This window comes from Acidomonas methanolica (genome assembly GCF_004346035.1).
Lineage (GTDB): Bacteria > Pseudomonadota > Alphaproteobacteria > Acetobacterales > Acetobacteraceae > Acidomonas > Acidomonas methanolica.
On sequence record NZ_SLZN01000002.1, the window covers coordinates 300,585 to 320,066 of the forward strand.

General features: G+C 66.7%; 18 protein-coding genes, 1 tRNA gene and 2 pseudogenes. 12 read left to right on the plus strand and 9 right to left on the minus strand.

What is annotated here, in order from left to right:
• The first annotated feature begins 96 nt into the window (after positions 1-96).
• On the plus strand, positions 97-1,230 hold the full coding sequence (locus tag EDC31_RS03205; RefSeq protein WP_042060907.1) for a type III PLP-dependent enzyme: 1,134 nt from the start codon (positions 97-99) through the stop codon (positions 1,228-1,230).
• 4 nt (positions 1,231-1,234) lie between these two features.
• Here the strand turns inward: EDC31_RS03205 and EDC31_RS03210 are convergent, their stop codons facing one another.
• Positions 1,235-2,206: an AEC family transporter gene (locus tag EDC31_RS03210; protein WP_042060909.1), complete on the minus strand. Its 972-nt coding sequence runs from the start codon at positions 2,204-2,206 to the stop codon at positions 1,235-1,237.
• 217 nt (positions 2,207-2,423) lie between these two features.
• Here EDC31_RS03210 and EDC31_RS03215 point away from each other — a divergent pair, with 217 nt between their 5' ends.
• The 6 genes from EDC31_RS03215 (at position 2,424) to EDC31_RS03240 (ending at position 9,966) form a co-directional block, all read left to right on the plus strand.
• Positions 2,424-3,446, plus strand: coding sequence for an NAD(P)/FAD-dependent oxidoreductase (locus EDC31_RS03215; protein WP_042060912.1), 1,023 nt, complete (start codon positions 2,424-2,426; stop codon positions 3,444-3,446).
• The gene (gene alr, locus EDC31_RS03220) at positions 3,443-4,570 is read left to right on the plus strand and encodes an alanine racemase (protein WP_042060914.1); all 1,128 of its coding nucleotides are present in this window, start codon (positions 3,443-3,445) and stop codon (positions 4,568-4,570) included. The genes EDC31_RS03215 and alr overlap by 4 nt, the downstream gene beginning before the upstream one ends.
• The gene (locus EDC31_RS03225; RefSeq protein ID WP_042060916.1) at positions 4,567-5,826 is read left to right on the plus strand and encodes a D-amino acid dehydrogenase; all 1,260 of its coding nucleotides are present in this window, start codon (positions 4,567-4,569) and stop codon (positions 5,824-5,826) included. Before alr ends, EDC31_RS03225 begins: the two co-directional genes overlap by 4 nt.
• A 10-nt stretch (positions 5,827-5,836) precedes the next feature.
• On the plus strand, positions 5,837-6,223 hold the full coding sequence (locus tag EDC31_RS03230) for a hypothetical protein (RefSeq protein WP_042060918.1): 387 nt from the start codon (positions 5,837-5,839) through the stop codon (positions 6,221-6,223).
• 69 nt (positions 6,224-6,292) lie between these two features.
• The gene (locus tag EDC31_RS03235) at positions 6,293-8,614 is read left to right on the plus strand and encodes a TonB-dependent receptor family protein (RefSeq protein ID WP_042060920.1); all 2,322 of its coding nucleotides are present in this window, start codon (positions 6,293-6,295) and stop codon (positions 8,612-8,614) included.
• An 11-nt stretch (positions 8,615-8,625) separates the two neighbouring features.
• On the plus strand, positions 8,626-9,966 hold the full coding sequence (locus EDC31_RS03240; RefSeq protein WP_042060922.1) for a PepSY-associated TM helix domain-containing protein: 1,341 nt from the start codon (positions 8,626-8,628) through the stop codon (positions 9,964-9,966).
• Here the strand turns inward: EDC31_RS03240 and EDC31_RS03245 are convergent.
• From EDC31_RS03245 to EDC31_RS03260, 4 genes are all read right to left on the minus strand, one after another.
• Positions 9,948-10,577 carry an SCO family protein gene (locus tag EDC31_RS03245; protein ID WP_158310350.1) on the minus strand — a complete coding sequence of 210 codons (630 nt, stop codon included), beginning with the start codon at positions 10,575-10,577 and terminating at the stop codon, positions 9,948-9,950. The genes EDC31_RS03240 and EDC31_RS03245 overlap by 19 nt on opposite strands.
• A 109-nt stretch (positions 10,578-10,686) precedes the next feature.
• Complete coding sequence (locus tag EDC31_RS03250; protein WP_042060924.1) at positions 10,687-10,962, minus strand: hypothetical protein; 276 nt, start codon at positions 10,960-10,962, stop codon at positions 10,687-10,689.
• Positions 10,963-11,173: 211 nt separating this feature from the next.
• Positions 11,174-12,994, minus strand: a complete 1,821-nt coding sequence (gene typA / locus EDC31_RS03255; protein ID WP_042060926.1) for a translational GTPase TypA — start codon at positions 12,992-12,994, stop codon at positions 11,174-11,176.
• A 92-nt stretch (positions 12,995-13,086) separates the two neighbouring features.
• Positions 13,087-14,100 carry an adenosine kinase gene (locus EDC31_RS03260; protein ID WP_042060965.1) on the minus strand — a complete coding sequence of 338 codons (1,014 nt, stop codon included), beginning with the start codon at positions 14,098-14,100 and terminating at the stop codon, positions 13,087-13,089.
• 403 nt (positions 14,101-14,503) lie between these two features.
• Between EDC31_RS03260 and EDC31_RS03265 the strand changes: the two genes are divergently transcribed.
• Complete coding sequence (locus EDC31_RS03265; protein ID WP_042060928.1) at positions 14,504-15,016, plus strand: bactofilin family protein; 513 nt, start codon at positions 14,504-14,506, stop codon at positions 15,014-15,016.
• 74 nt (positions 15,017-15,090) lie between these two features.
• Here EDC31_RS03265 and EDC31_RS03270 read toward each other — a convergent pair whose 3' ends face one another.
• Positions 15,091-15,396, minus strand: coding sequence for a winged helix-turn-helix domain-containing protein (locus EDC31_RS03270; RefSeq protein WP_042060929.1), 306 nt, complete (start codon positions 15,394-15,396; stop codon positions 15,091-15,093).
• Positions 15,389-15,838, minus strand: coding sequence for a hypothetical protein (locus tag EDC31_RS03275; protein ID WP_042060933.1), 450 nt, complete (start codon positions 15,836-15,838; stop codon positions 15,389-15,391). The genes EDC31_RS03270 and EDC31_RS03275 overlap by 8 nt, the downstream gene beginning before the upstream one ends.
• 138 nt (positions 15,839-15,976) lie before the next feature.
• Here EDC31_RS03275 and EDC31_RS03280 point away from each other — a divergent pair, with 138 nt between their 5' ends.
• Entirely contained in the window at positions 15,977-16,714 is a 738-nt protein-coding gene (locus tag EDC31_RS03280; RefSeq protein ID WP_052512131.1) for a class I SAM-dependent methyltransferase, read from the plus strand.
• On the opposite strand, the gene EDC31_RS03285 is transcribed toward EDC31_RS03280, so the two are convergent.
• On the minus strand, positions 16,674-17,498 hold the full coding sequence (locus EDC31_RS03285; protein WP_042060935.1) for an RlmE family RNA methyltransferase: 825 nt from the start codon (positions 17,496-17,498) through the stop codon (positions 16,674-16,676). The genes EDC31_RS03280 and EDC31_RS03285 overlap by 41 nt on opposite strands.
• A gap of 7 nt (positions 17,499-17,505) precedes the next feature.
• Positions 17,506-18,624: a Ppx/GppA phosphatase family protein gene (locus EDC31_RS03290; protein ID WP_052512133.1), complete on the minus strand. Its 1,119-nt coding sequence runs from the start codon at positions 18,622-18,624 to the stop codon at positions 17,506-17,508.
• A gap of 212 nt (positions 18,625-18,836) precedes the next feature.
• Between EDC31_RS03290 and EDC31_RS03295 the strand changes: the two genes are divergently transcribed.
• From EDC31_RS03295 to EDC31_RS03300, 3 genes and pseudogenes are all read left to right on the plus strand, one after another.
• A tRNA-Gln gene (locus EDC31_RS03295) sits at positions 18,837-18,910 on the plus strand.
• Between the two features lie 115 nt (positions 18,911-19,025).
• Positions 19,026-19,154, plus strand: a pseudogene (locus EDC31_RS18485) (DUF6538 domain-containing protein); the annotation flags it as partial.
• A gap of 117 nt (positions 19,155-19,271) precedes the next feature.
• Positions 19,272-19,455 (plus strand): annotated as a pseudogene (locus tag EDC31_RS03300) (IS3 family transposase); the annotation flags it as partial.
• Positions 19,456-19,482 lie beyond the last annotated feature (27 nt).

The window sequence follows — 19,482 nt, forward strand, 5'->3', positions numbered from 1 at the left end:
GGCGCAGCGTAGCAGCCGAAGTTTGATCGCCGGTCCGTTCGACCGTTTCGCAACACGTGCCGCTCCGCAAGGGCGGCTATTGGGGAGGGAGTAGCCATGACCCCGAAAATCGACCGATTCCTCGCCGAGCAACAACCGGCGACCCCGTGCCTCGTGGTGGATGTCGATCGCGTGGCGGAGCGTTATCACGCGCTGCAAGACGCGCTTCCGCTCGCGCACATCTACTATGCCGTGAAGGCCAATCCGGCGCGCGCGATCCTGGAGCGTCTCGTGACGCTCGGCTCCTGCTTCGACGCGGCCTCCATCGGCGAGATCCGCATGTGCGTCGCGGCGGGCGCGTCGGCGGACCGGATTTCCTTCGGCAACACGGTCAAGAAGGTTTCCGCCATCCGCGAGGCGCGCGAGTTGGGCGTCGATCTCTATGCTTTCGACAGCATGGAAGAACTGGAGAAGATCGCGGCCCACGCGCCCGGCGCGCGCGTCTATTGCCGTCTCGCCGTGGAGAACCAGGGGGCCGACTGGCCGCTGTCGCGCAAGTTCGGCACGACGATCGAGCATGGCCGCGTGCTGATGCTGCGCGCGCGCGAACTCGGCATGGACCCGTACGGCCTGTCCTTCCATGTCGGCTCCCAGCAGACCGACACGGCGGCCTATGAGGCGGCAATCGCCCGTGTGGCCATGCTGCACACGGACCTCGCCCGCGCGGGCATCGAGATCCGCATGGTCAATCTGGGCGGCGGCTTCCCGGTCCGCTACACCAGCGACGTGCCGGAGATCGATGCGTTCGGCATGGCGATCAGCCAGGCGATGACGCGTCATTTCGGCAACGACCTGCCGCTGATGCTGGTCGAGCCGGGGCGTTTCCTCGTCGGCGACGCGGGGGTGGTGTCCACGGAGGTCGTGCTCGTCAGCCGTCGCGGCGGCAAGCAGAGCGATCCGCGCTGGGTCTATCTCGATATCGGCCGTTTCAGCGGTCTGGCCGAGACCGAGGGCGAGGCGATCCGCTATGATTTCCGCACGCCGCGCGACGGCGACGCCTGCGGTCCGACGATCATGGCGGGGCCGAGCTGCGATGGCGTGGACATCATGTATGAGAAGCGCCGCGTCGGCCTGCCGGTTACACTGGAGTCCGGCGACAGGATCGAGATTCTCTCGACGGGCGCCTATGTCTCGACCTATTGCTCCACCGGCTTCAACGGCTTCCCGCCGCTGACCGAATACTACATCTGATCCGTCACGGAACGGCCCGCGCGGCGGGGTGCGGGCCGATCCAGGCGAGAATCCCGGCGAGCGTCACGATCGAGACGATCGTCGTCAGCAGCGTGGCGCGGCTGGCGATCGCGGCCTCGCGGTCGTAAAGCTGGGCGAGCATGAACGGCCCGGTTCCCGTCGGCAGGGCGCTGAGCACCAGCGCCTCCTCCACCCAGAGCGTCGGCAGGGCGAAGAGATAGATCGCCGCGAGCACGGTCAACAGCGGCTGCACGAACAGCTTGAGCAAGGACACGCGCAGCACCGCGCCGAACGGCGCGGGCTGGTCGCGCGTCTCGGCCAGGAAGAGGCCGATCGTCACCAGCGCGCAGGGGCTGGCCGAATCGCCGAGCATCGTCATGAAGCGCGAGATCCCGGCGGGCAAAGGCAGGGCGGCGGCGTTCCAGGCCAGACCGGCCAGCGGCGCGAAGACCAGCGGATTCAGCGCGAGGCCCTTCATCACCCGCCCGAAGGCCGATCCCCCGGCCGTCTTCTCCTGCTCCTCGATTTCGATGAGAAGAATGACCCCGGCCATCAGCAGGCAGACCGTCAGCAGGTTGGAGATGGTCAGGGCAGCGTTCACATGCGCGCCGAAGACGCTGAGGCAGATCGGAATCCCCATGAACGCGGTGTTGGCGTATCCCGCCGCGAGCCCCTCGATCGCGGCGCCGGACAGGCGATGCGCCGTCGTCGCCGGGCGGCCCCAGTCCCAGATCCAGCCCAGCGCGAAGGTCGCCATCATGCCCAGCGCGAAGGCGGAGGTGAAGCCGGCGTGCCGGAGATCGGAAAGCGGCAGGGTCGCCGTGATCTGGAACAGTTCGGCGGGCAGCGCGAGACGGAGGACGAAGCGGTTGAGCACGGTCGTCGCGTTGGCCCCCAGCCAGTTCCGCAGCGCCGTGACATAGCCGAAGGCGATCAGGCCGAAGATCGGGATCAGGAGGGTGAGAATTTCATTCAAGACGGACCGGCCTCCGGGCTCGCATGATCGCTTCGATGGCTGCCGCCGTCCCAACGATGGAAATGTGATTTCCGCGCTCAATGTCACATTTGCATCGTGCCGCGCAAGAGACGCCCGCCCGGCCTTTCACTTCGGCTTGAAAACCGGGCGGTTTCTGTTAGCACCATGGGGTATCACCGGGTCCGTTCATGGACCGCGTCAATCGAGGATCGCCGTCATGACCGCTTCGCCCCGCCAGACAGACGTCGCCATCATCGGCGCGGGGCCGACGGCGCTCTTCGCGGCGTTCGAATGCGGCATGCTGCGCCTGTCCTCCCTGCTGATCGACGCGCTCGACTGCGTCGGCGGCCAATGCGCGGCGCTTTATGCGGAAAAGCCGATCTACGATATTCCGGCGCATCCGGCGATCGAGGGCGGCGCGCTGATCGAGGCGCTGGAAGCGCAGATTACCCCATTCAACGTGCCGCGCCTGCTGGGCCAGCGCGTGGAGGGTCTTCAGGGCCAGCGCGGCGACTTCACGCTCACGACCAGCGCCGGAGAGACGATCCGCGCCAAGGCCGTCATCATCGCCGCAGGCGCCGGAGCGTTCGGGCCGAACCGCCCGCCGCTCGACGGGCTGGACGCGTATGAAAAGACAGGCGCGGTGCAATATTACGTCCGCAGGCGGCAGGATTTCACGGATAGGCGCATCGTCGTGGCGGGGGGCGGAGATTCGGCGCTGGACTGGGCCCTGTCGCTGTCCGACATCGCCAGACATGTCTATCTGCTGCACCGGCGCGACAGATTCCGCGGCGCGCCGGAGACGCTGGCGCGGATCGAGGCGCAGGTCGCCGCCGGGAAGATCGAGAAGGTGGTGCCGTATCAGCTTTCCGGATTGCGGGGCGAAAACGGCCGTTTGCAGGCCGTCGAGGTTGCGACGCTCGATGGCGCGGCGCGTCTGCTCGAAGCCGACACGCTGCTGCCGTTCTACGGACTTTCGACCGATCTGGGGCCGATCGCGGTCTGGCCGCTCGACACCCATCGCAGCCAGATTCCCGTCACCCCGTCCACGCTGGAGACCTCCCTGCCCGGCGTGTTCGCCATCGGCGACGTGGCGAGCTATCCCGGCAAGCTGAAGCTGATCCTGCAAGGCTTCAGCGAGGCCGCCATGGCGGTGCATGCGATTCATGGCGTCGTCCATCCCGACACGCCGCTGCATTTCGAGCATTCGACCAGCCTCGGCCTGCCGGGGGTGGCTTGATTTCCCCCGTCCGCGATATCGGGAACGGGGCCGGCGGCCGGCTGCGCGTCGATCTCGGAGCGCTGGCGGGCAACTATGCCCGGCTCCGCGCCGAGGTCGCGCCCGGTGTCGGCGTCGGGGCGGCGGTCAAGGCGGATGCCTACGGGCTCGGGGTCGCGCGGATCGCGCCGGTCCTGCACAAGGCGGGATGCCGGAGTTTCTTCGTCGCCACTCTGGACGAGGCGCTGGCCCTGCGCGCGCTTCTTCCACCCGATGCGACGGTTTTCCTGCTCAACGGACTTTTCCCCGGCGCGGCGCGCGAGGTGGCCGAGGCCGGAGTCATTCCGGTTCTGAACAGTCTCGATCAGGCGAAGGACTGGGCGCGAGAAGCGGCCGCGCGGGGCCGCGCCCTTCCTTGCGCCGTCCAGATTGATTCGGGCATGTCGCGCTTTGGCATGAACGAGGCGGATCTCGTCGCATTGGCGCCGGAATGCGGGGCGTTCGACATCCGGCTGGTCATGAGCCATCTGGCCTGCGCCGACACGCCCGGCCATCCGCAGAACGCCGCGCAACTCGCCGCCTTCCGCCGCCTGCGGACCATGCTGCCTCCCGCCCCGGCGAGTCTGGCGGCGTCGAGCGGGATTTTTCTCGGTCCAGACTATCATTTCGATCTCGTGCGGCCCGGCTATGCGCTGTACGGCGGCAATCCCACGCCGGACGCGCCGAACCCCATGACCCCGGTCGTTTCGCTGTATCTGCGCCTGGTGCAGGAACGCCGCATCGCGGCCGGAACGAGCGTGGGCTACGGCGCGCATTTCGTCGCCGCCCGGCCGAGCCGGATCGGCACCGTCGCGGCGGGTTACGCCGACGGACTCCTGCGCGCGTCGGGCGGGCGGGCGGTCGCCGTGCTGCCGGACCGGCCCGGGATCGTGCTGCCGGTCATCGGGCGCATCTCGATGGATTGTCTGGCGCTCGACCTCACCGATCTCGGGGAGACGGACCTGCCGCCCGGCACGGTCTTCGAATTCATCGGCCCGCACCTCCCGCTCGACGACGCGGCGGCGCGACTCGACACGATCGGCTATGAGGTGCTGACGTCGCTCGGCCATCGTTATCAACGCGACTATATCGAGAGCATTGCATGAAGATCATCGTTCTGGGCGCTGGTGTCGTCGGCGTGACCACGGCCTGGTATCTGGCCGAGCAGGGCCACGAGGTGGAGGTCATCGACCGCCAGCCCGGCGTTGCGCTGGAAACCTCCTTCGCCAATGCGGGGCAGGTTTCGCCGGGCTATTCCACGCCCTGGGCCATGCCGGGCCTGCCGCTCAAGGCCGCGCGCTGGCTGGTGAGCCGCCATTCCCCTCTGGTCGTCCGCCCCGCCTATGCAAGCCTGCCCATGGCCCGCTTCGTGGCCGGTCTGCTGGCGAACTGCACTTCCCACGCCTATGAGATCAACAAGGGGCGGATGCTGCGCATCGCCGAATACAGCCGCGACTGCCTCCGCGCGCTGCGGCAGCAGACCGGCCTTCAGTACGAAGGGCGGCAGAACGGGTTGATCCAGCTCTTCCGGACGGAAAAGCAAGTCGAGCACGCGCACGAGGATATGAGGCTGCTCGATGACAGCCATATCCCTCACGAGTTACTGGACGTGGACGGCATCCTCAGGCACGAGCCCGGCCTCGCGGGGGCCCGTCACCTGCTCGTCGGCGGCCTGCGCCTGCCGGGCGACGAGTCGGGCGACTGCCACCTGTTCACGAAGCGCCTGGCGGCCCTGGCGGAGGAAAAGGGCGTCACCTTCCGCTTCCGCACGCGCATCGAGGCGATCGAGGCGGCGGCGGACAGCATCACGGGCGTGCGCACGAATGAGGGCCGTGTGCAGGGCGACGCCTATGTGCTGGCGCTGGGCAGCTATTCGCCGCGGATGCTGAAGCCGATCGAGTTGCGCATGCCCGTCTATCCGGTGAAGGGCTATTCGCTCACCGCGCCGATCACCGACGAGACGCGCGTGCCGGTCGGGACGGTGAATGACGAGACCTACAAGGTGGCCATCACGCGCTTCGAGGACCGCATCCGCATCGGCGGCACGGCGGAGCTGACTGGCTGGCGGATGACGCTCTCGCCGGACCGGCGCGAGACGCTCGAACTCTCCTTCGGGGACATGTTCGGCGGCGCCGACCTGTCGAAGGCCAGCTACTGGACCGGGCTGCGTCCCTGCACGCCGGACGGCACGCCGATCGTCGGTCCCGCGCCGCGCTACGGCAATCTGTGGCTGAATACCGGCCATGGCACGCTGGGCTGGACGATGGCGTGCGGCTCGGCGAAGCTGCTGGCGGACCGCATCGGCGGACGGCGGACGGAGATTCCGGCGCTGGATCTCTCGCTGGACCGCTATACGGGCTAACGCCATTCCCATGTCCTCCAGGGCGGCATCCTTTCGAACCGTATTCTGGCCGCTGGCTCTGCTGGCGCTCATGGCGCGGCTCGGCTTCGGCGGCGTTCCGCTGCCGCACGCCGCTCTGGACGACCCGTTGCGCCGCCTCGCCGCCATCGCGATCCTCTGCGACAGTCACGCGGCGGAACACGGCCACCCCGATCATCCGCATCCCGTCGATGGAGATGACGGCTTCCTCCTGATCGACCAGGCGCTGGCCGGCGCGGTTCCGGCGGACGCGCCGGCTTTCCATGCCGCGCGCCTCCGCGTCCCGACCGGCCGAATCTGGTGCTTCCCGCCCATTCGCGGGCCGCCCGCGCGCCGCGCCGCCAGCCTTTACGCACAAGGCCCCCCGTCCCTCACCTGAAAAACGCCTATCCACCCGCCCGAGCCGTGCTCGCGGCGGATCGCGTCATCTTTCAGGTGAGGACACATCATGTCTCCCTTCGCATCCGGCGTCCGTCGCCTCGGGCTGACGGCCGGGCTCTTCGCGCTTTCCGCTCAGCCCGCCGCCTTTGCCCAAACCGCCGAATCCGCCGCACGAACGAAATCCGCCGCGCCGCGTCCGAGGAAAATCCCGACGACGCTCCCGGAGAACATCACCGTCACAGGACTGGCGCGCGGCCCCGCGCTCCTTTATCCCGTCGGCGAGACGACCTATTCCTCCGACCGCAAGGATTTCGCCAATCATGCCGCGCAGAGTGTTGCGGCCATGGTCGTCACCGTGCCCGGCGTGAGCTTCATGCAGGGCAACGGCCCCCGTGACACGGTCATCTCCGTGCGCGGCTCGGGGGCGCGGCAATCCTACGGGTTGAAGAACCTTCAGGTCACGGAGGACGGCTTCCCGGTGACCCAGCCCGACGGCACGGCGCGCGCCGATCTCATCGACCCTCATGCCTATGCGGGAGTCGACGTGTTCCAGGGCCCGGCCTCGACACTCTACGGCAATTACGCCATCAACGGCGCGATCAATTTCCGCACGCGCGACGGCGCCGACATCGAGGGGCTAGAACTCGGCTCCGATTTCGGCAGTTTCGGGATGGTCAACACTTACATGACGCTGGGGACGGGAAACCGGCGCTACGATTTCACTCTCTTCGGCAGCGATGTGCGCGCCGACGGCTTCCAGCCCAATAGTCGCTACGAGACCTCGACCGAGAACATGCGCCTGCGTGTCGCGCTGACCTCATCGGACCGGCTCGTGCTGAAAGTCATCAACAACGTCACGGATACGTACCTGCCGCTCCGTCTCTCGCTGGATCAGTTCCGGACGAATCCGTTCCAGCGGGGCTGCGCGAACGCAGCCGACGCCGCGCCGGGTTGCGCGTCGGTCAGGCTCTTCGTCAACGGGCGCGACGGCGCGACGCAGGCCACGAGCCCGCAACAGGCCGGTCTCGGGCGCTTCGATCGCCGGACCATCGTCGGGCTGCGCTGGGAGCACGACTTCACGCCCCGAACCCTCTGGCGCACCCAGTTCACCTATGACCAGCGTCATATCGACCAGCCGACCTCAACCGCGGCCTATGTCGGTCCCTATAACTCCTATAATGTGCAGACGGATCTGACGTCCCGCTCCCATCTCGGCAAAATGCCGCTGACGAGCTTCGCCGGTGCGAATTTCGACTATCTCGATTACGGCTCTCAGGTCTACGACCTCACCCCCCAAGGCGGCGCGACGCGCGGGGCGCTGAACTCGACCTCCTACGGGCACCAGCAGAATATCGGCCTGCGCTTTCAGGAGGACTGGCAGTTCGACCCGCTCTGGCACGCGGTGATCGGGCTGGGCGGCACATGGTCGAATATCGGCGCGGTCGAAACGCTGTACAGCTACGGGACTCAGCCGCAAGCCCCGCGCTTCGTCACGGCCGACCGGAGTTTCCTCAATCTCGCGCCCGAAGCGTCGCTGGTTTATGCGCCGGACACGGCGTGGACGCTGCATACGCGTGTCGGCACCGCCTATGCGACGCCGGGCTATTCCAGCTTCTTCGTCACGCCGCAGGGGACGTACGGCAATAACGCGCGGTTGAAGAGCGAGACGAGCCTGGGCTTCGATCTCGGCGCGGAATGGCATCCGCGCGCAGGGCTGAGCGTGCAGATGACCGGCTTCTACGAATTCTATCGCAACGAGCTGGTCAGCCAGTCGGCCGGGGTCAATGCGCCCGCCGGGCCTTATACGTTCAACGCGCCCGAATCCGAACATCGCGGCGTCGAACTGGGCGCGACATGGCAAGTCCTGCGGGAAACGCTGCCCGGCGCGCGGCTGAAGCTCTCCTATACGTACGACAACCAGATCTACACCAGATACACGCAGGTTCTCTCCAACGCGACAGCGTCGCGCGGCTTTTCCCTCAAGGGCAATCGCATTCCCGGCGTGGCGCCGCATTTTCTTGACGCGCGCGTGCTGTACGACCAGCCGGACGGCCTGCTGGAGGGAGTCGGCGGCTTCGTGGAAATCAACTGGCGCAGCGATATGTGGATCGACAACGCCAATATGCTCAGGCTGCCGGGCTATACACTGCTCAATCTCGAACTCCATTACGATCCGCCCGCGCGACTGGGCTGGGCGCATCGTCTGCACAGCTATTTCGAAATCATGAACGTCACCGATCAGGTCTATCCGGCGGGCGGCACGGTCATCAGCGACTCCCTGCTCGCCAACGGGCAGCAGGCCGGAGCGGCGGTTCTGGCGAACAAGACGGGTTCGATCTATGCCGGATCGCCGCGCGCCTTCTTCGGCGGCGTCCGGATCAGGTTCTGAGGGAGGGCGAGATGAGCACCATGTCCTCCCGCTTCTGGCCTGATGAACGCACGGTCTGGCGCTGGCATTTCTTCGCCGGACTGTTCTGCCTGCCCTTCGTGGTCCTGCTCTGCCTGACGGGCACGATCTATCTCTTCAAGCCGCAGATCGACCAGTTGATCGACCGGCGCTTCGACCATCTGCCGGGACACCCCACGGCGACGCCCGCCCGGGAGGTGCGCGCCGCCCTCGCCGCCCTGCCCGGCGCGCATCTGCTGGCCTATGAACTGCCGCCCGGTCCCGCCGCCGCCGCGCGCGTGATCCTTGTGCGGCGGGGCGAGGCGATCCGCGTTCTGGTCGATCCCGCCACATCCGCCGTCCTCAAGATCGTGCCGGAGGAGTCGCGCTTCGAGCGGATCGTGTTCAGGCTGCATGGCCAGTTGCTGCTGGGCAATGCCGGCTCGGTCGTCATGGAGATGGTCGCGTCATGGACCTTCGTGCTGATCGGCACCGGGCTTTTTCTCTGGTGGCCGCGCGGAGGGCGCAACGCGGGCGGCGTCCTGCTGCCGCGCCTGGGAAAAGGCCGCAGGACCTGGCGCGATCTTCATGCCGTGACCGGGCTCTGGGTTTCGCTCCTGCTGGCGCTGTTCCTGCTGTCCGGCCTGCCCTGGTCCTTCCTCTGGGGTCATGCGCTGGCGCGGGTCGAAGCGACCGTCGGACGGCTGACCACGATCAAGGCATGGGAGATCGGGGCGGTTCCGGCGGCGGTGTCGATCGCCGGACAGCCGATGGCGGGCATGAACATGGACGCTCCCGCGCAGGAATCAGGCGACGATCTCGCCGGGCTCGACCGGGCGGTGACGGCGGCCTCCCGGCTGGGATGGCCCGCCCCGGTCTTGCTCACCCCGCCCCGATCATCCGGCGGAAACTGGACGGTACGGTCGGACGCGCAGGACAGGCCGCGCCGCGTCAGCGCCGAGATCACGCCCTCCGGCGCGTTGCGCGGAGTCCGCCGTTTCGCGGACAAACCGTTGATGGACCGGCTCGTCGGCTATGGCGTCGCCATGCATGAAGGGCAACTTTTCGGCTGGGCGAATCAGGCGCTGAACCTGATCGTCGCCCTCGGATTGCTGGTGATGAGCGCGGCGGCGCTGGTGATCTGGACACGCCGCAGGCCGCCGGGACGACTGGGCGCGCCGCCACGCCTGTCGAACCGGCGCGTGGGCTGGGGCGCGGTTGTCTCGATGGTCATCTTCGGCGTGATCCTGCCCGAACTCGGCGCGGCGCTGCTCATGCTGGGTCTGGCAAGCGCGCTCGCCGATCTGCGGCGGAAAGGCAAGCCGAGGCCGCCGCGTCAACTCGCGGGCAGGTAGCGCGCGATCTGACGCGCCAATGCGCGCGGCTCCGTCTCCACCGGCAGCACCGCGAGAAGATGGTTGTCGCCGTCCATCAGATACAGCACGGAGCTATGGTCGATCAGTTGGGAGCCGGTGGCGTCCCCTTGCGTCGGCTGGGGATGCACGGCAATATGGAAACGATCGAGCACGGGGCGCAGCGCCGCCTCATTCGCCGTCAGCCCGACGATCCGGGGCGAGAAACGACGGATATACTCGCGCATGACTTCCGGCGTGTCGTGCGCCGGGTCCACGGTGACGAAGATCGGCACCACGGCGCGACCGCGCGGCCCGAGCAGATCGAGCGCCCGGGTCATGACGGCGAGGGTCAGCGGGCAGACATCCACGCAATGAGTATAGCCGAAATAGATCAGCGTCAGCCGTCCGTGGAAGCTGGCTTCGGTGACGGCCTTCCCGTCCGTGTCGTTCAGCGCATAGGGGCCGCCCACCGCGGGGACGGCGCGATCCACGACCAGCATCCGGATGACGGCCCCGCCGCCCAGCAGAAGCACGGCGACGGCCAGCAGCAGGGGAAGCGGGTTTCCACGGGGGCCGGGTCGTCTCGCGGGAGGAACCGAGGGCTTCTTCATCCCGCGAGACATAGCATGACTGCCGGACGAAAAAAGGGACGGCATCAGCCGTCCCTCTTTCATACCGTCAAGGTCTCACGTCGCGAAGGACATGCGCCCGGAACGTCTGTCAGTGACCGGCCTCATCCTGCATCGCGGCCTTCGGGGTCTTGCGGCCATGATGCTTCGCGTGATGATGCTTGTGATGCTTCTTCTTGCCCGTCTGCTCCGGAGCCGCGGCGTCGGAGGAAGCGGGAGCGGGTTCAGCAGCCGGGGCAGCCGTCGCGGGGGCGGCCGCGGGCGCTTCGGTCGAAGGCGCGGGAGCGGTCTGGGCGAACGCGGGAGCGCCCGCGAGGAAAGTCAACGCGGACGCGGTGGCGACCAGACCACGGTTCAGGGAAAGCATCGGGAAATCTCCAAAAATCCGGTTTTACTTGACGTCGGGCTTAGTGACACTGTCCGGCAGTGTCTGGCTGCATCCATCCATCCCCGTCAGTCGCGGTGAATACCATATGAAGACGGGGCTGTCTGCCATTAAACTTTTGTTTTTCTTGCCCATGTCAGAACACGGGCAAGAATATGCCTGAATTATGCCAAGATTGCGGATAGGGCGCGGATCAGGAGGCCCGTGTCTTTTCCATGCGCTTGCGCTCGTTGGGGTCCAGATACCGCTTCCGGATACGAACGGCGGAGGGCGTGACCTCGACCAGCTCGTCATCCTCGATATAGGCGATGGCCTGTTCGAGGCTCATCTTGCGGGGCGGGGTGAGCAGGAGCGCCTCGTCCTTGCCGGCGGCGCGGATATTGGTCAGCTTCTTCTCGCGGATCGGATTGACTTCCAGATCGTTCTCGCGCGAGTGCTCGCCGATGATCATCCCGATATAGACCTTCTCGCCCGCATCGACGAAGAGCGTGCCGCGATCCTGCAACGAGAACAGCGCATATTGCGTGGTCGCCCCGTCCTCGGACGAAATCAGCGATCCGTTGCGCCGTCCCTCGATGACGCCCGCATAGGGACCATATCCCGAAAAGAGCCGGTTCATGATGCCCGTGCCGCGCGTGTCGGTCAGGAATTCGCCGTGATAGCCGATCAGCCCGCGCGACGGGATCGCGAAGGTCAGGCGCACCTTGCCGCCGCCCGAGGGACGCATGTCCTGCATGACGCCCTTGCGGAGCGACATCTTCTCGACGACGACGCCGGAATAGGGCTCGTCCACGTCGATCAACGCCTCCTCATAGGGTTCCTCGCGCTCGCCCGTCTCCGGATTCTCGCGGAAGAGCACGCGGGGACGGCCGATCGTCAGTTCGAACCCCTCGCGGCGCATGGTCTCGATGAGCACGCCGAGCTGAAGCTCCCCGCGTCCCGCGACCTCGAACGCCTCGCTCTCGGGGCTTTCCGTGACCTTGATGGCCACGTTGCCCTCCGTCTCCTTGAACAGACGGTCGCGGATCTGGCGTGACGTGACCTTCTTGCCCTCGCGGCCGCCGAGCGGGCCGTCATTGATGCGGAAGGTCATGGAGAGGGTCGGCGGATCGACCGGCTGGGAGTCCAGCGGCGCCTCGATTTCAGGCGAGGCGATCGTGTCCGGGATGGTGGCGTCGGACAGGCCGGCCACGGCGATGATGTCGCCCGCCCCGGCTTCCTCGACCGGCACGCGGTCCAGCCCGCGGAAGGACAGCAGCTTGGTGAGACGCCCCGTCTCCATCACCGTGCCGTCCGCGCGGAGCACGCGCACCGGCATGTTGACGCGCGCCCGGCCCTGCTCGACGCGGCCGGTCAGGATTCGCCCGAGGAAGTTGTCGCTCTCCAGAATGGTCGCGACCATGGCGAAGGGCTTCTCCGCATCCAGCCCCGGCGGCGGCACATGCCGCAGCACGAGGTCGAAGAGCGGGGCGAGATCCTTCTTCGGGCCGTCCAGCGTCTCGTCCGCCCAGCCCTGCCGCCCGGAGGCGTACAGCATCGGGAAATCGAGCTGCGCCTCGCTGGCGTCGAGCGCGGCGAAGAGATCGAAGATTTCCTCATGCACCTCGTCGGGGCGGGCGTCCTGACGGTCGATCTTGTTGACGACGACGATGGGACGCAGGCCGCGCGCCAGCGCCTTGCCGAGCACGAACTTGGTCTGCGGCAGCGCCCCCTCGGCGGCGTCCACCAGGATGATCGCGCCGTCCACCATGCTCAGGATGCGCTCCACCTCGCCGCCGAAATCGGCGTGGCCCGGCGTGTCGATGATGTTGATGCGCGTGTCGTTCCAGACGACGGAGGTGCATTTCGCCAGAATGGTGATGCCGCGCTCGCGTTCGAGGTCATTGCTGTCCATCGCCCGTTCGGCGACATGCTGGTTCTCGCGGAACGCCCCCGATTGCTTGAGGAGCTGATCGACCAGCGTGGTTTTCCCATGATCGACGTGCGCGATGATGGCGATGTTACGGATGTCCATGCGATTGTCCTGAGCGTGCGGGGCGTGACTGAAGGGGGTTGAGCGCGCTTCTGCCCGCTCTTCCGCCGCGTTGCAAGCATGACGTGCCGTGTTCAGGCCCCGAGAGCGAAGTCCGGGCCCGGCCGCGCGCCGATCCGGGCGATGATCGCCCCGGCGGCGCGGTTGCCGAGCGCGGCGCAGGCGGCGAGACCGTCCCCCCTGCCGAACGCGGCGAGGAAGCCCGCCGCGAAGGCGTCGCCCGCGCCGGTCGTGTCCACCACCCTGACCGGACTTGCCGGAACGTCGTGACGCGTGGCGCCGGACAGCACGACAGCCCCCAATTCGCTGCGCGTGACCACCGCCAGTTCGACGTCCACGGCGGCGAGCGCCAGCGCGGCTTCGAGATCCGCCGTCCCGTACAGCGCCAGGATTTCCGCCTCGTTGGCGAAGAGAATGTCGATATGTCCGGCCACGAGATGCCGGAAGGCGGCGCGATGACGCTCGACACAGAAGGAATCGGACAGGGTCAACGCCACCTTGCGTCCTGCGGCGTGGGCGATCTCGGCGGCATGAATGAAGGCGGCCTGCGCGCCGGGCTTGTCGAAGAGATACCCCTCCATATAGGTGACGGCGGCGGCCCGAACCGTCGCCTCGTCCACGTCCTCCCGCCCGAAATCGGTGCAGATTCCGAGATAGGTGTGCATGGTGCGCTGCCCGTCCGGCGTGACGAGCACGATGCAGCGGGCGGTCGGCGTCGCCGCGCCTGCGACGGGGCGCGACGGATAGACCACCTCCTGCGCCAGAAGATCGCGCGCGTAATGCCGCCCGGCATCGTCGTCGGCGACCTTGCCGAGATAGGCCACGCGCGCGCCGAGCCGCCGCGCGACGACGGCGGTGTTGGCAGCCGAGCCCCCGCCCATGATCGCGGCGGGCGAGAACGTCGCCTCGATGGCCTCCGCGCGGGCCGCGTCCACCAATGTCATGCCGCCGGGCGGCGACCCGAGCGCGGCCAGCGCCTCATGCGTGACCTCGCCCAGCACGTCCACGATGGCGTTGCCGATACAGAGCAGGTCGAGCGACGGCGGGACGATCCCGAAGGACGAAACGGTGGACGGCGTGGACGACATGGAGGCTCCGAAAAAAAGCCCCGGGAGACAGGGGCCAAAAAATACGGCGAAATGCAGCATTCCGCCATGAAACGGACATGATCATAGGCAACCCATTGAAGAACGCCAAATGATGAAGGCGACACCGCTTGTCGCCCTCATCCGGAAGCGTATAAGCGAAGAGCGCGGGAGAGGCCGAGCTTCTGGATTTCCCGAACGGAAGAGCGGCAGATCCGGCACCCGGTCCGCCGTTCCGAAAAGATTGCGTAGCGGGGTTTTCTTGTTCAAACGACGCAAAACCGAGGACAGTTCGAAGACGCAGGCGTCCGAATCCAGCCCGACGCCTCAGGTTGCCTCTGGTTCCTCCCAGTCGATTTTCGACGCACAACAGCCCGACTCCCCCTCCAGCCAGAAGGACAGCTTCATGGGCCGCTCCCCCTTTCCGTCCCCGCCCTCTCCCACGCCGACGGCTCCGGCGCGTCCCGCCGCGCCTGCCGCCACGCCGCCTGCCCTGCACGGCGCCCAGCCGCGCCGCGACGCGGTCGAGCGCCGCACCCTTGTCGTCGGGCGCGGCATTTCGGTTCAGGGCACGGTGCAGGACGCAGAACGCCTCGTCGTCGAAGGGACGGTCGAGGCCAGCATGATTCACGCGACCGAACTCTCCGTCACGCAGGGCGGCGTGTTCCGGGGCGAGGTCGAGGTCGAGGATGCGGAACTCGCCGGCACGATCGACGGGACGCTGACGGTGCGCGGCAATCTCTTCATCCGCTCCACGGGGCGTCTGATCGGCAAGGCGAAGTGCCGCCGTCTCCAGGTCGAGGATGGCGGGCAGGTCACGGGGCATCTGGAAATGATCACGGATGGCGTGTCCACGCGCCCGCTCATGAGCGAGCCGGCCCCGGCCGCCACGTCGACGATAGAGGCGAGCGAGTCGTAAGACCCGTTCGCGTTCATTCCGGCGGATCAGGGCGCGCGCCTCCGGGCGTGCGCCTTTTTTCTTTCCGGACCCGTTCAGGGCATGGCGTCCAGCAACTGCCGCATGGCGTCCAGATAGGCCACGAAAGCGGCGCGGCCCGCATCCGTGATGCTGATATGCGTGACGGGTCGTCGACCGAGAACCGCCTTGACCTGACGGACGTATCCGGCCTCTTCCAGCTTGCGCAGATGGGTGGAGAGATTGCCGTCCGTCGCGTGGAGCCGTGTCCGCAAGCTGCTGAAATCCGCCGTTCCTGTCGATGCGAGATAGGCCATGACTCCCAATCGCATCCGGCCGTGAATCACCTCGTCGATCCGATCGAGTCCGAAATCCTCATCCATGACCGGCGTCTCGCGCGAGACGCATCAGGCGCCAACCGGGAAGAGCGGCGACGCACAGGATCAGCACCCCGTAAACCAGAAACAGCGCGCTGGTGCGGAAGGCCGGGAGAAGCGCCACCGCGCCGATGAAGGACAGGACGGCCACCCAGCGCAATTCCCGCCGCCCCGCTATGAGGCCGGTCACGCTCCAGCCCGCTCCGTAAGTCGCGAGAACGAAGGACGGGAAGGTCATCCAGACGATCTGGGAGCCGGACGTCCATGCGGCGCAACAGGCGGCAAGGAAACTGGCGAAGATCGCCCAGCACACGAGGCTCGCCATGCCATAGATGAGTCCGGCCGAGAAGATCCACGGCCCGGCGGTCAGCGGCCTGTCCCGCCCCTCTGCCGCGATCGCGCGCAGGAAGGAAAGATCGTCGCGGAGCGTTTCATATGGGGCGGGCACGGTCGTCGCGCTTTCGGGTCAGCTATGGTCTCGACAAGCTTTGCGTTTCAAAGTAAATAATGTCAATGCCGATTTCGGTCATGTCCCGTTTCGAGTGACGGACCCTGCCCGAACCCGCGAGGAACCACAGGCCACATCATGCGCAAGCTCTTTCCCTATGGTCTCGACGCACCTCCGGTCGTCGCCGGTTTCGGCGCGATTTCGGGTCTGTGTCTGCTTGTCTGGCTTCTGGACGCGGCCCGTCTGTTGCCGATCCGCGTCACCGGAGCGGAATGGCCCGCGCTCGGTTTCGCCTGCCCCTGCCTGGGGATGATCTGGGACAGCGCGCGCGGAAAATTACGGGAGCGGGAACGGCTTCTCGATCGCCTCACCTGGCGCGGGAACGAGCATGTGCTGGATGTCGGCAGTGGCGCGGGACTCCTGGCGATCGGAGCTGCACGGCGCGTCCCGCAGGGTCAGGTCGAAGCCATCGACATCTGGCAGCGCAAGGATCTGAGCGGCAATTCCGCCGATACGCTGAGGGCCAACGCCGCCGCCGAAGGCGTCGCCTCCCGCATCCGCGTCGTGACGGCCGATATGCGCGACATGCCGTTTCCGGCCGCGCATTTCGAAAAAATCGTGTCGCGCTTCGCGGTCCACAACATCAACGGCGCGGAGGAACGGGCAAGGGCCATTCATGAGATGGCCCGCGTGACTGCGGCCGGCGGCGATATCCTGATCCGCGATATTCTTTATCTCGACGCCTATGCGGCCGTGCTGCGGCAGGCGGGATTCCGGGTGAAGATCACACGCTCGCTGACGGACAGCTTCTGGAGACTGGGCAGTTTCGGCGCCCTCAATCCCGGTCTTCTTGAGGCGACGCAGCACGCGCCGTGAGTCTTTCGGGCCGGAATCCCGTCGCCACGACATAGAGTTCGCTCGACTCCTTGCGGGAGGCAGGCGGCTTGACGTGTCGCACCGTGGCGAAGGCCAGTTTCATCGACTCCAGGATCTGCCGTTCCGATCCGCCCTGGAACACCTTGGCGACGAAGGTGCCTCCCTCCGCCAGAACCTGCATGGCAAAATCCAGCGCGCCCTCCGCCAGCCCCATGATGCGGAGGTGATCCGTGGGGGCGTGGCCCGTGGTGTTCGGGGCCATGTCGGAAAGCACCAGCTCCGCCGGGCCGCCCAGCATGGTCTTCAGACGATCGGGCATCTCCGGGTCGGTGAAATCGCCCTCGATAATCTCGGCGCCCGCGACGGCATCGACCGGCAGGAGATCGACCCCCACCACCCTTCCCGCCCCGCGCTTGACCGCGACCTGCGTCCAGCCACCGGGGGCCGCGCCGAGATCGATCACCTTCATGCCGGGCTTGATCATATGGAAGCGGTCGTCGATCTCGATCAGCTTGAACGCCGCGCGCGACCGCCATCCCTGTTTGCGCGCCGCGGTAACATAGGGGTCATTCAACTGACGGGCCAGCCAGCGTTGCTGGGCCGTCGTGCGTCCGCGCGCCGTGCGCAGGGCGACGGTCTTCTGCCGCGCGATCGCGACCGCGTCCGCGTCTTCGGCGCTGTTCTCGCCGCCGGGGGCGCGGGCGCTCCTCAGGGCGCGCCCCGGAATGCGGGGCGCAGACGTGTCCGACGAAGCCGTGCTCCCGCGGCGTGGTTTCTTGCTCATGTGGAGGTCATAGCCGGAATGGGGCCGGATGCGCCATATCTCCCCGGCACCGTGACGATGGCGATGACGTGAGCATCGTCACACGCGCCTCGCGGGCCATGCGGGTCAACAGCCCGTCGCGCAATCCGCGATCGGCGACGGTAATCGCATCCACCGGCCAGAGACGATGGATCGCCTCGAAGATCGCGCAGCCCGGCAGGACATAGGACGCACGATCCGTTCCCACGCAAGGATGCACCATCAGCCCTCGCATGCCGAGACCGCGCAGGATGTCGATCGCTTCGAGACTGGCGACATCGGTCAAGGTGACGCCGTCGATCACATGGCGATTATAACGCTCCAGCCCGAGTGCTATTCCGGCCAGTGTCGTGATCGTGCCGCTTGTTCCCAGCATCGCGACGTTCCGCTGCCGCACTTCCTCGTCAATATTGTGGAGGCGGCCGAAGGCCTGCAATTGCTGCGTCACGAAGCGGACCATCGCGTCGTACTGCGCGACGTGAACCTCCTCCGGCGCGTCCGGGTCCGGCGCGACGAAATGCTCGGCCATGGTGATGACCCCCCAGGGGATGCTGACCGTGCCGACGAGTTCATGAACGCGGGTGACGGGGTCGAGGTGAAGCCAGGCGATTTCCGTCGAGCCGCCGCCGATATCGAACAGCACGGCGCGCCTGCGGCGATGGTTGTTGGCGTAGAGCAACGACGTGCAGCTCTCCATCGCCAGTTCCGCCTCTTCACGCGGCGAGATGATTTCGAGCGTCAGGCCGGTTTCCTCCCGCACGCGCCGCAAGAAGGCCTCGCCGTTGCTCGCGCGGCGACAGGCCTCCGTCGCCACGCCGCGAATGGCGCGCAGGGACCAGTGACGCATCCGGGCCGCGCAGGCATGCAGGGCGTCGACGGCCCGCTGCATCGCGGCCTCGCTCAACGCGCCGGTATGATGCAGCCCCTCGCCCAGACGAATCGAGCGGTTGAAATTATCGACGACGCGCATCGACCCCGAGCGACCGCCCGCGATCATCAGGCGGCAATTATTGGTGCCGAGATCGATCGCGGCGAAATAGATACCCCCTTCTCCTCGAAGGGCGGTCTTGACCTCGGGCGCGTGATCACGCGAACGCTTCTGGCTCATGGGCGGCTCTCCCGACACCGTCCTGACTGACGTCCTGTTACTCTGGCCACATGAAACGCGAGCCGCAAGAAATTTATAACACTCCGCGATCATTCACCGCCGCAGGCCTGACCGCTCCCCTGCCAAATTCTCGCAGAAAGCGTCTTGCGTCCCGTCCGGCATGATGATACCTCCCCTGCCACCGCGCGCTGGTCGGACCGACCGGCTCGTCTTGGGGGATAGTTTAGCGGTAGAACTACCGGCTCTGACCCGGTCAGCCCTGGTTCGAATCCAGGTCCCCCAGCCATTTCGCGGCAACGCCTTGATTTCCAACTCCTGAGCACGGCCCAACAGGCCGAAAGCGGGTTCGTGACCCGTTTGTAGTACACGCCCCGTCCCGGCCGCATCAGGGATCGGACGAGGTGGGCACAGGAATCAATCATCTCTTCAGGCGCGGGGCAGTCTATTGGTGGCCGCGGCGTCTGCCCGGTCCCTTAAAAGCGAGCTGGCGATGCCCCTCTCACGCGCGGATCGCCCGCTCGCTGCGGACGTGCGATCCCGATCTCGCTCGACAGCGCGCGCGGCGATTTTCTGCTGCCTTCGATCGCGTTATGCTCGACGTCATGACCGCCGAACACCCCCTGACCCGCAAGGACTTGTCGCAGATGCTGGATGTGTCCGGCAAGGGAAACTGCTTCGATAACGCTGCCGTCGAAACCTTCTTCAAGAGCCTGAAAGCCGTCAAGGCGGCAGGCAACCACCGCCATCTCCCAATACATCAATAATCCGCGGCGGCGCCATCCATACCTCGGCAGCATCAGCCCGCTCGCTTTCGAGGACGAAGCCGCTTAACAAGAACACATACCGGCACAAAACCGT

Bases quoted from the DNA above. Each gene is read 5' to 3' on its own strand.
- EDC31_RS03265 (WP_042060928.1), top strand. From the start codon at position 14,504: ATGGGCCGCTCCCCCTTTCCGTCCCCGCCCTCTCCCACGCCGACGGCT.
- EDC31_RS03285 (WP_042060935.1), bottom strand. From the start codon at position 17,498: ATGAGCAAGAAACCACGCCGCGGGAGCACGGCTTCGTCGGACACGTCT.
- EDC31_RS03290 (WP_052512133.1), bottom strand. From the start codon at position 18,624: ATGAGCCAGAAGCGTTCGCGTGATCACGCGCCCGAGGTCAAGACCGCC.
- EDC31_RS03235 (WP_042060920.1), top strand. From the start codon at position 6,293: ATGTCTCCCTTCGCATCCGGCGTCCGTCGCCTCGGGCTGACGGCCGGG.
- EDC31_RS03240 (WP_042060922.1), top strand. From the start codon at position 8,626: ATGAGCACCATGTCCTCCCGCTTCTGGCCTGATGAACGCACGGTCTGG.
- typA (WP_042060926.1), bottom strand. From the start codon at position 12,994: ATGGACATCCGTAACATCGCCATCATCGCGCACGTCGATCATGGGAAA.
- EDC31_RS03205 (WP_042060907.1), top strand. From the start codon at position 97: ATGACCCCGAAAATCGACCGATTCCTCGCCGAGCAACAACCGGCGACC.
- EDC31_RS03245 (WP_158310350.1), bottom strand. From the start codon at position 10,577: ATGAAGAAGCCCTCGGTTCCTCCCGCGAGACGACCCGGCCCCCGTGGA.
- EDC31_RS03215 (WP_042060912.1), top strand. From the start codon at position 2,424: ATGACCGCTTCGCCCCGCCAGACAGACGTCGCCATCATCGGCGCGGGG.
- EDC31_RS03280 (WP_052512131.1), top strand. From the start codon at position 15,977: ATGCGCAAGCTCTTTCCCTATGGTCTCGACGCACCTCCGGTCGTCGCC.
- EDC31_RS03260 (WP_042060965.1), bottom strand. From the start codon at position 14,100: ATGTCGTCCACGCCGTCCACCGTTTCGTCCTTCGGGATCGTCCCGCCG.
- EDC31_RS03225 (WP_042060916.1), top strand. From the start codon at position 4,567: ATGAAGATCATCGTTCTGGGCGCTGGTGTCGTCGGCGTGACCACGGCC.
- EDC31_RS03250 (WP_042060924.1), bottom strand. From the start codon at position 10,962: ATGCTTTCCCTGAACCGTGGTCTGGTCGCCACCGCGTCCGCGTTGACT.
- EDC31_RS03230 (WP_042060918.1), top strand. From the start codon at position 5,837: ATGTCCTCCAGGGCGGCATCCTTTCGAACCGTATTCTGGCCGCTGGCT.
- EDC31_RS03270 (WP_042060929.1), bottom strand. From the start codon at position 15,396: ATGGATGAGGATTTCGGACTCGATCGGATCGACGAGGTGATTCACGGC.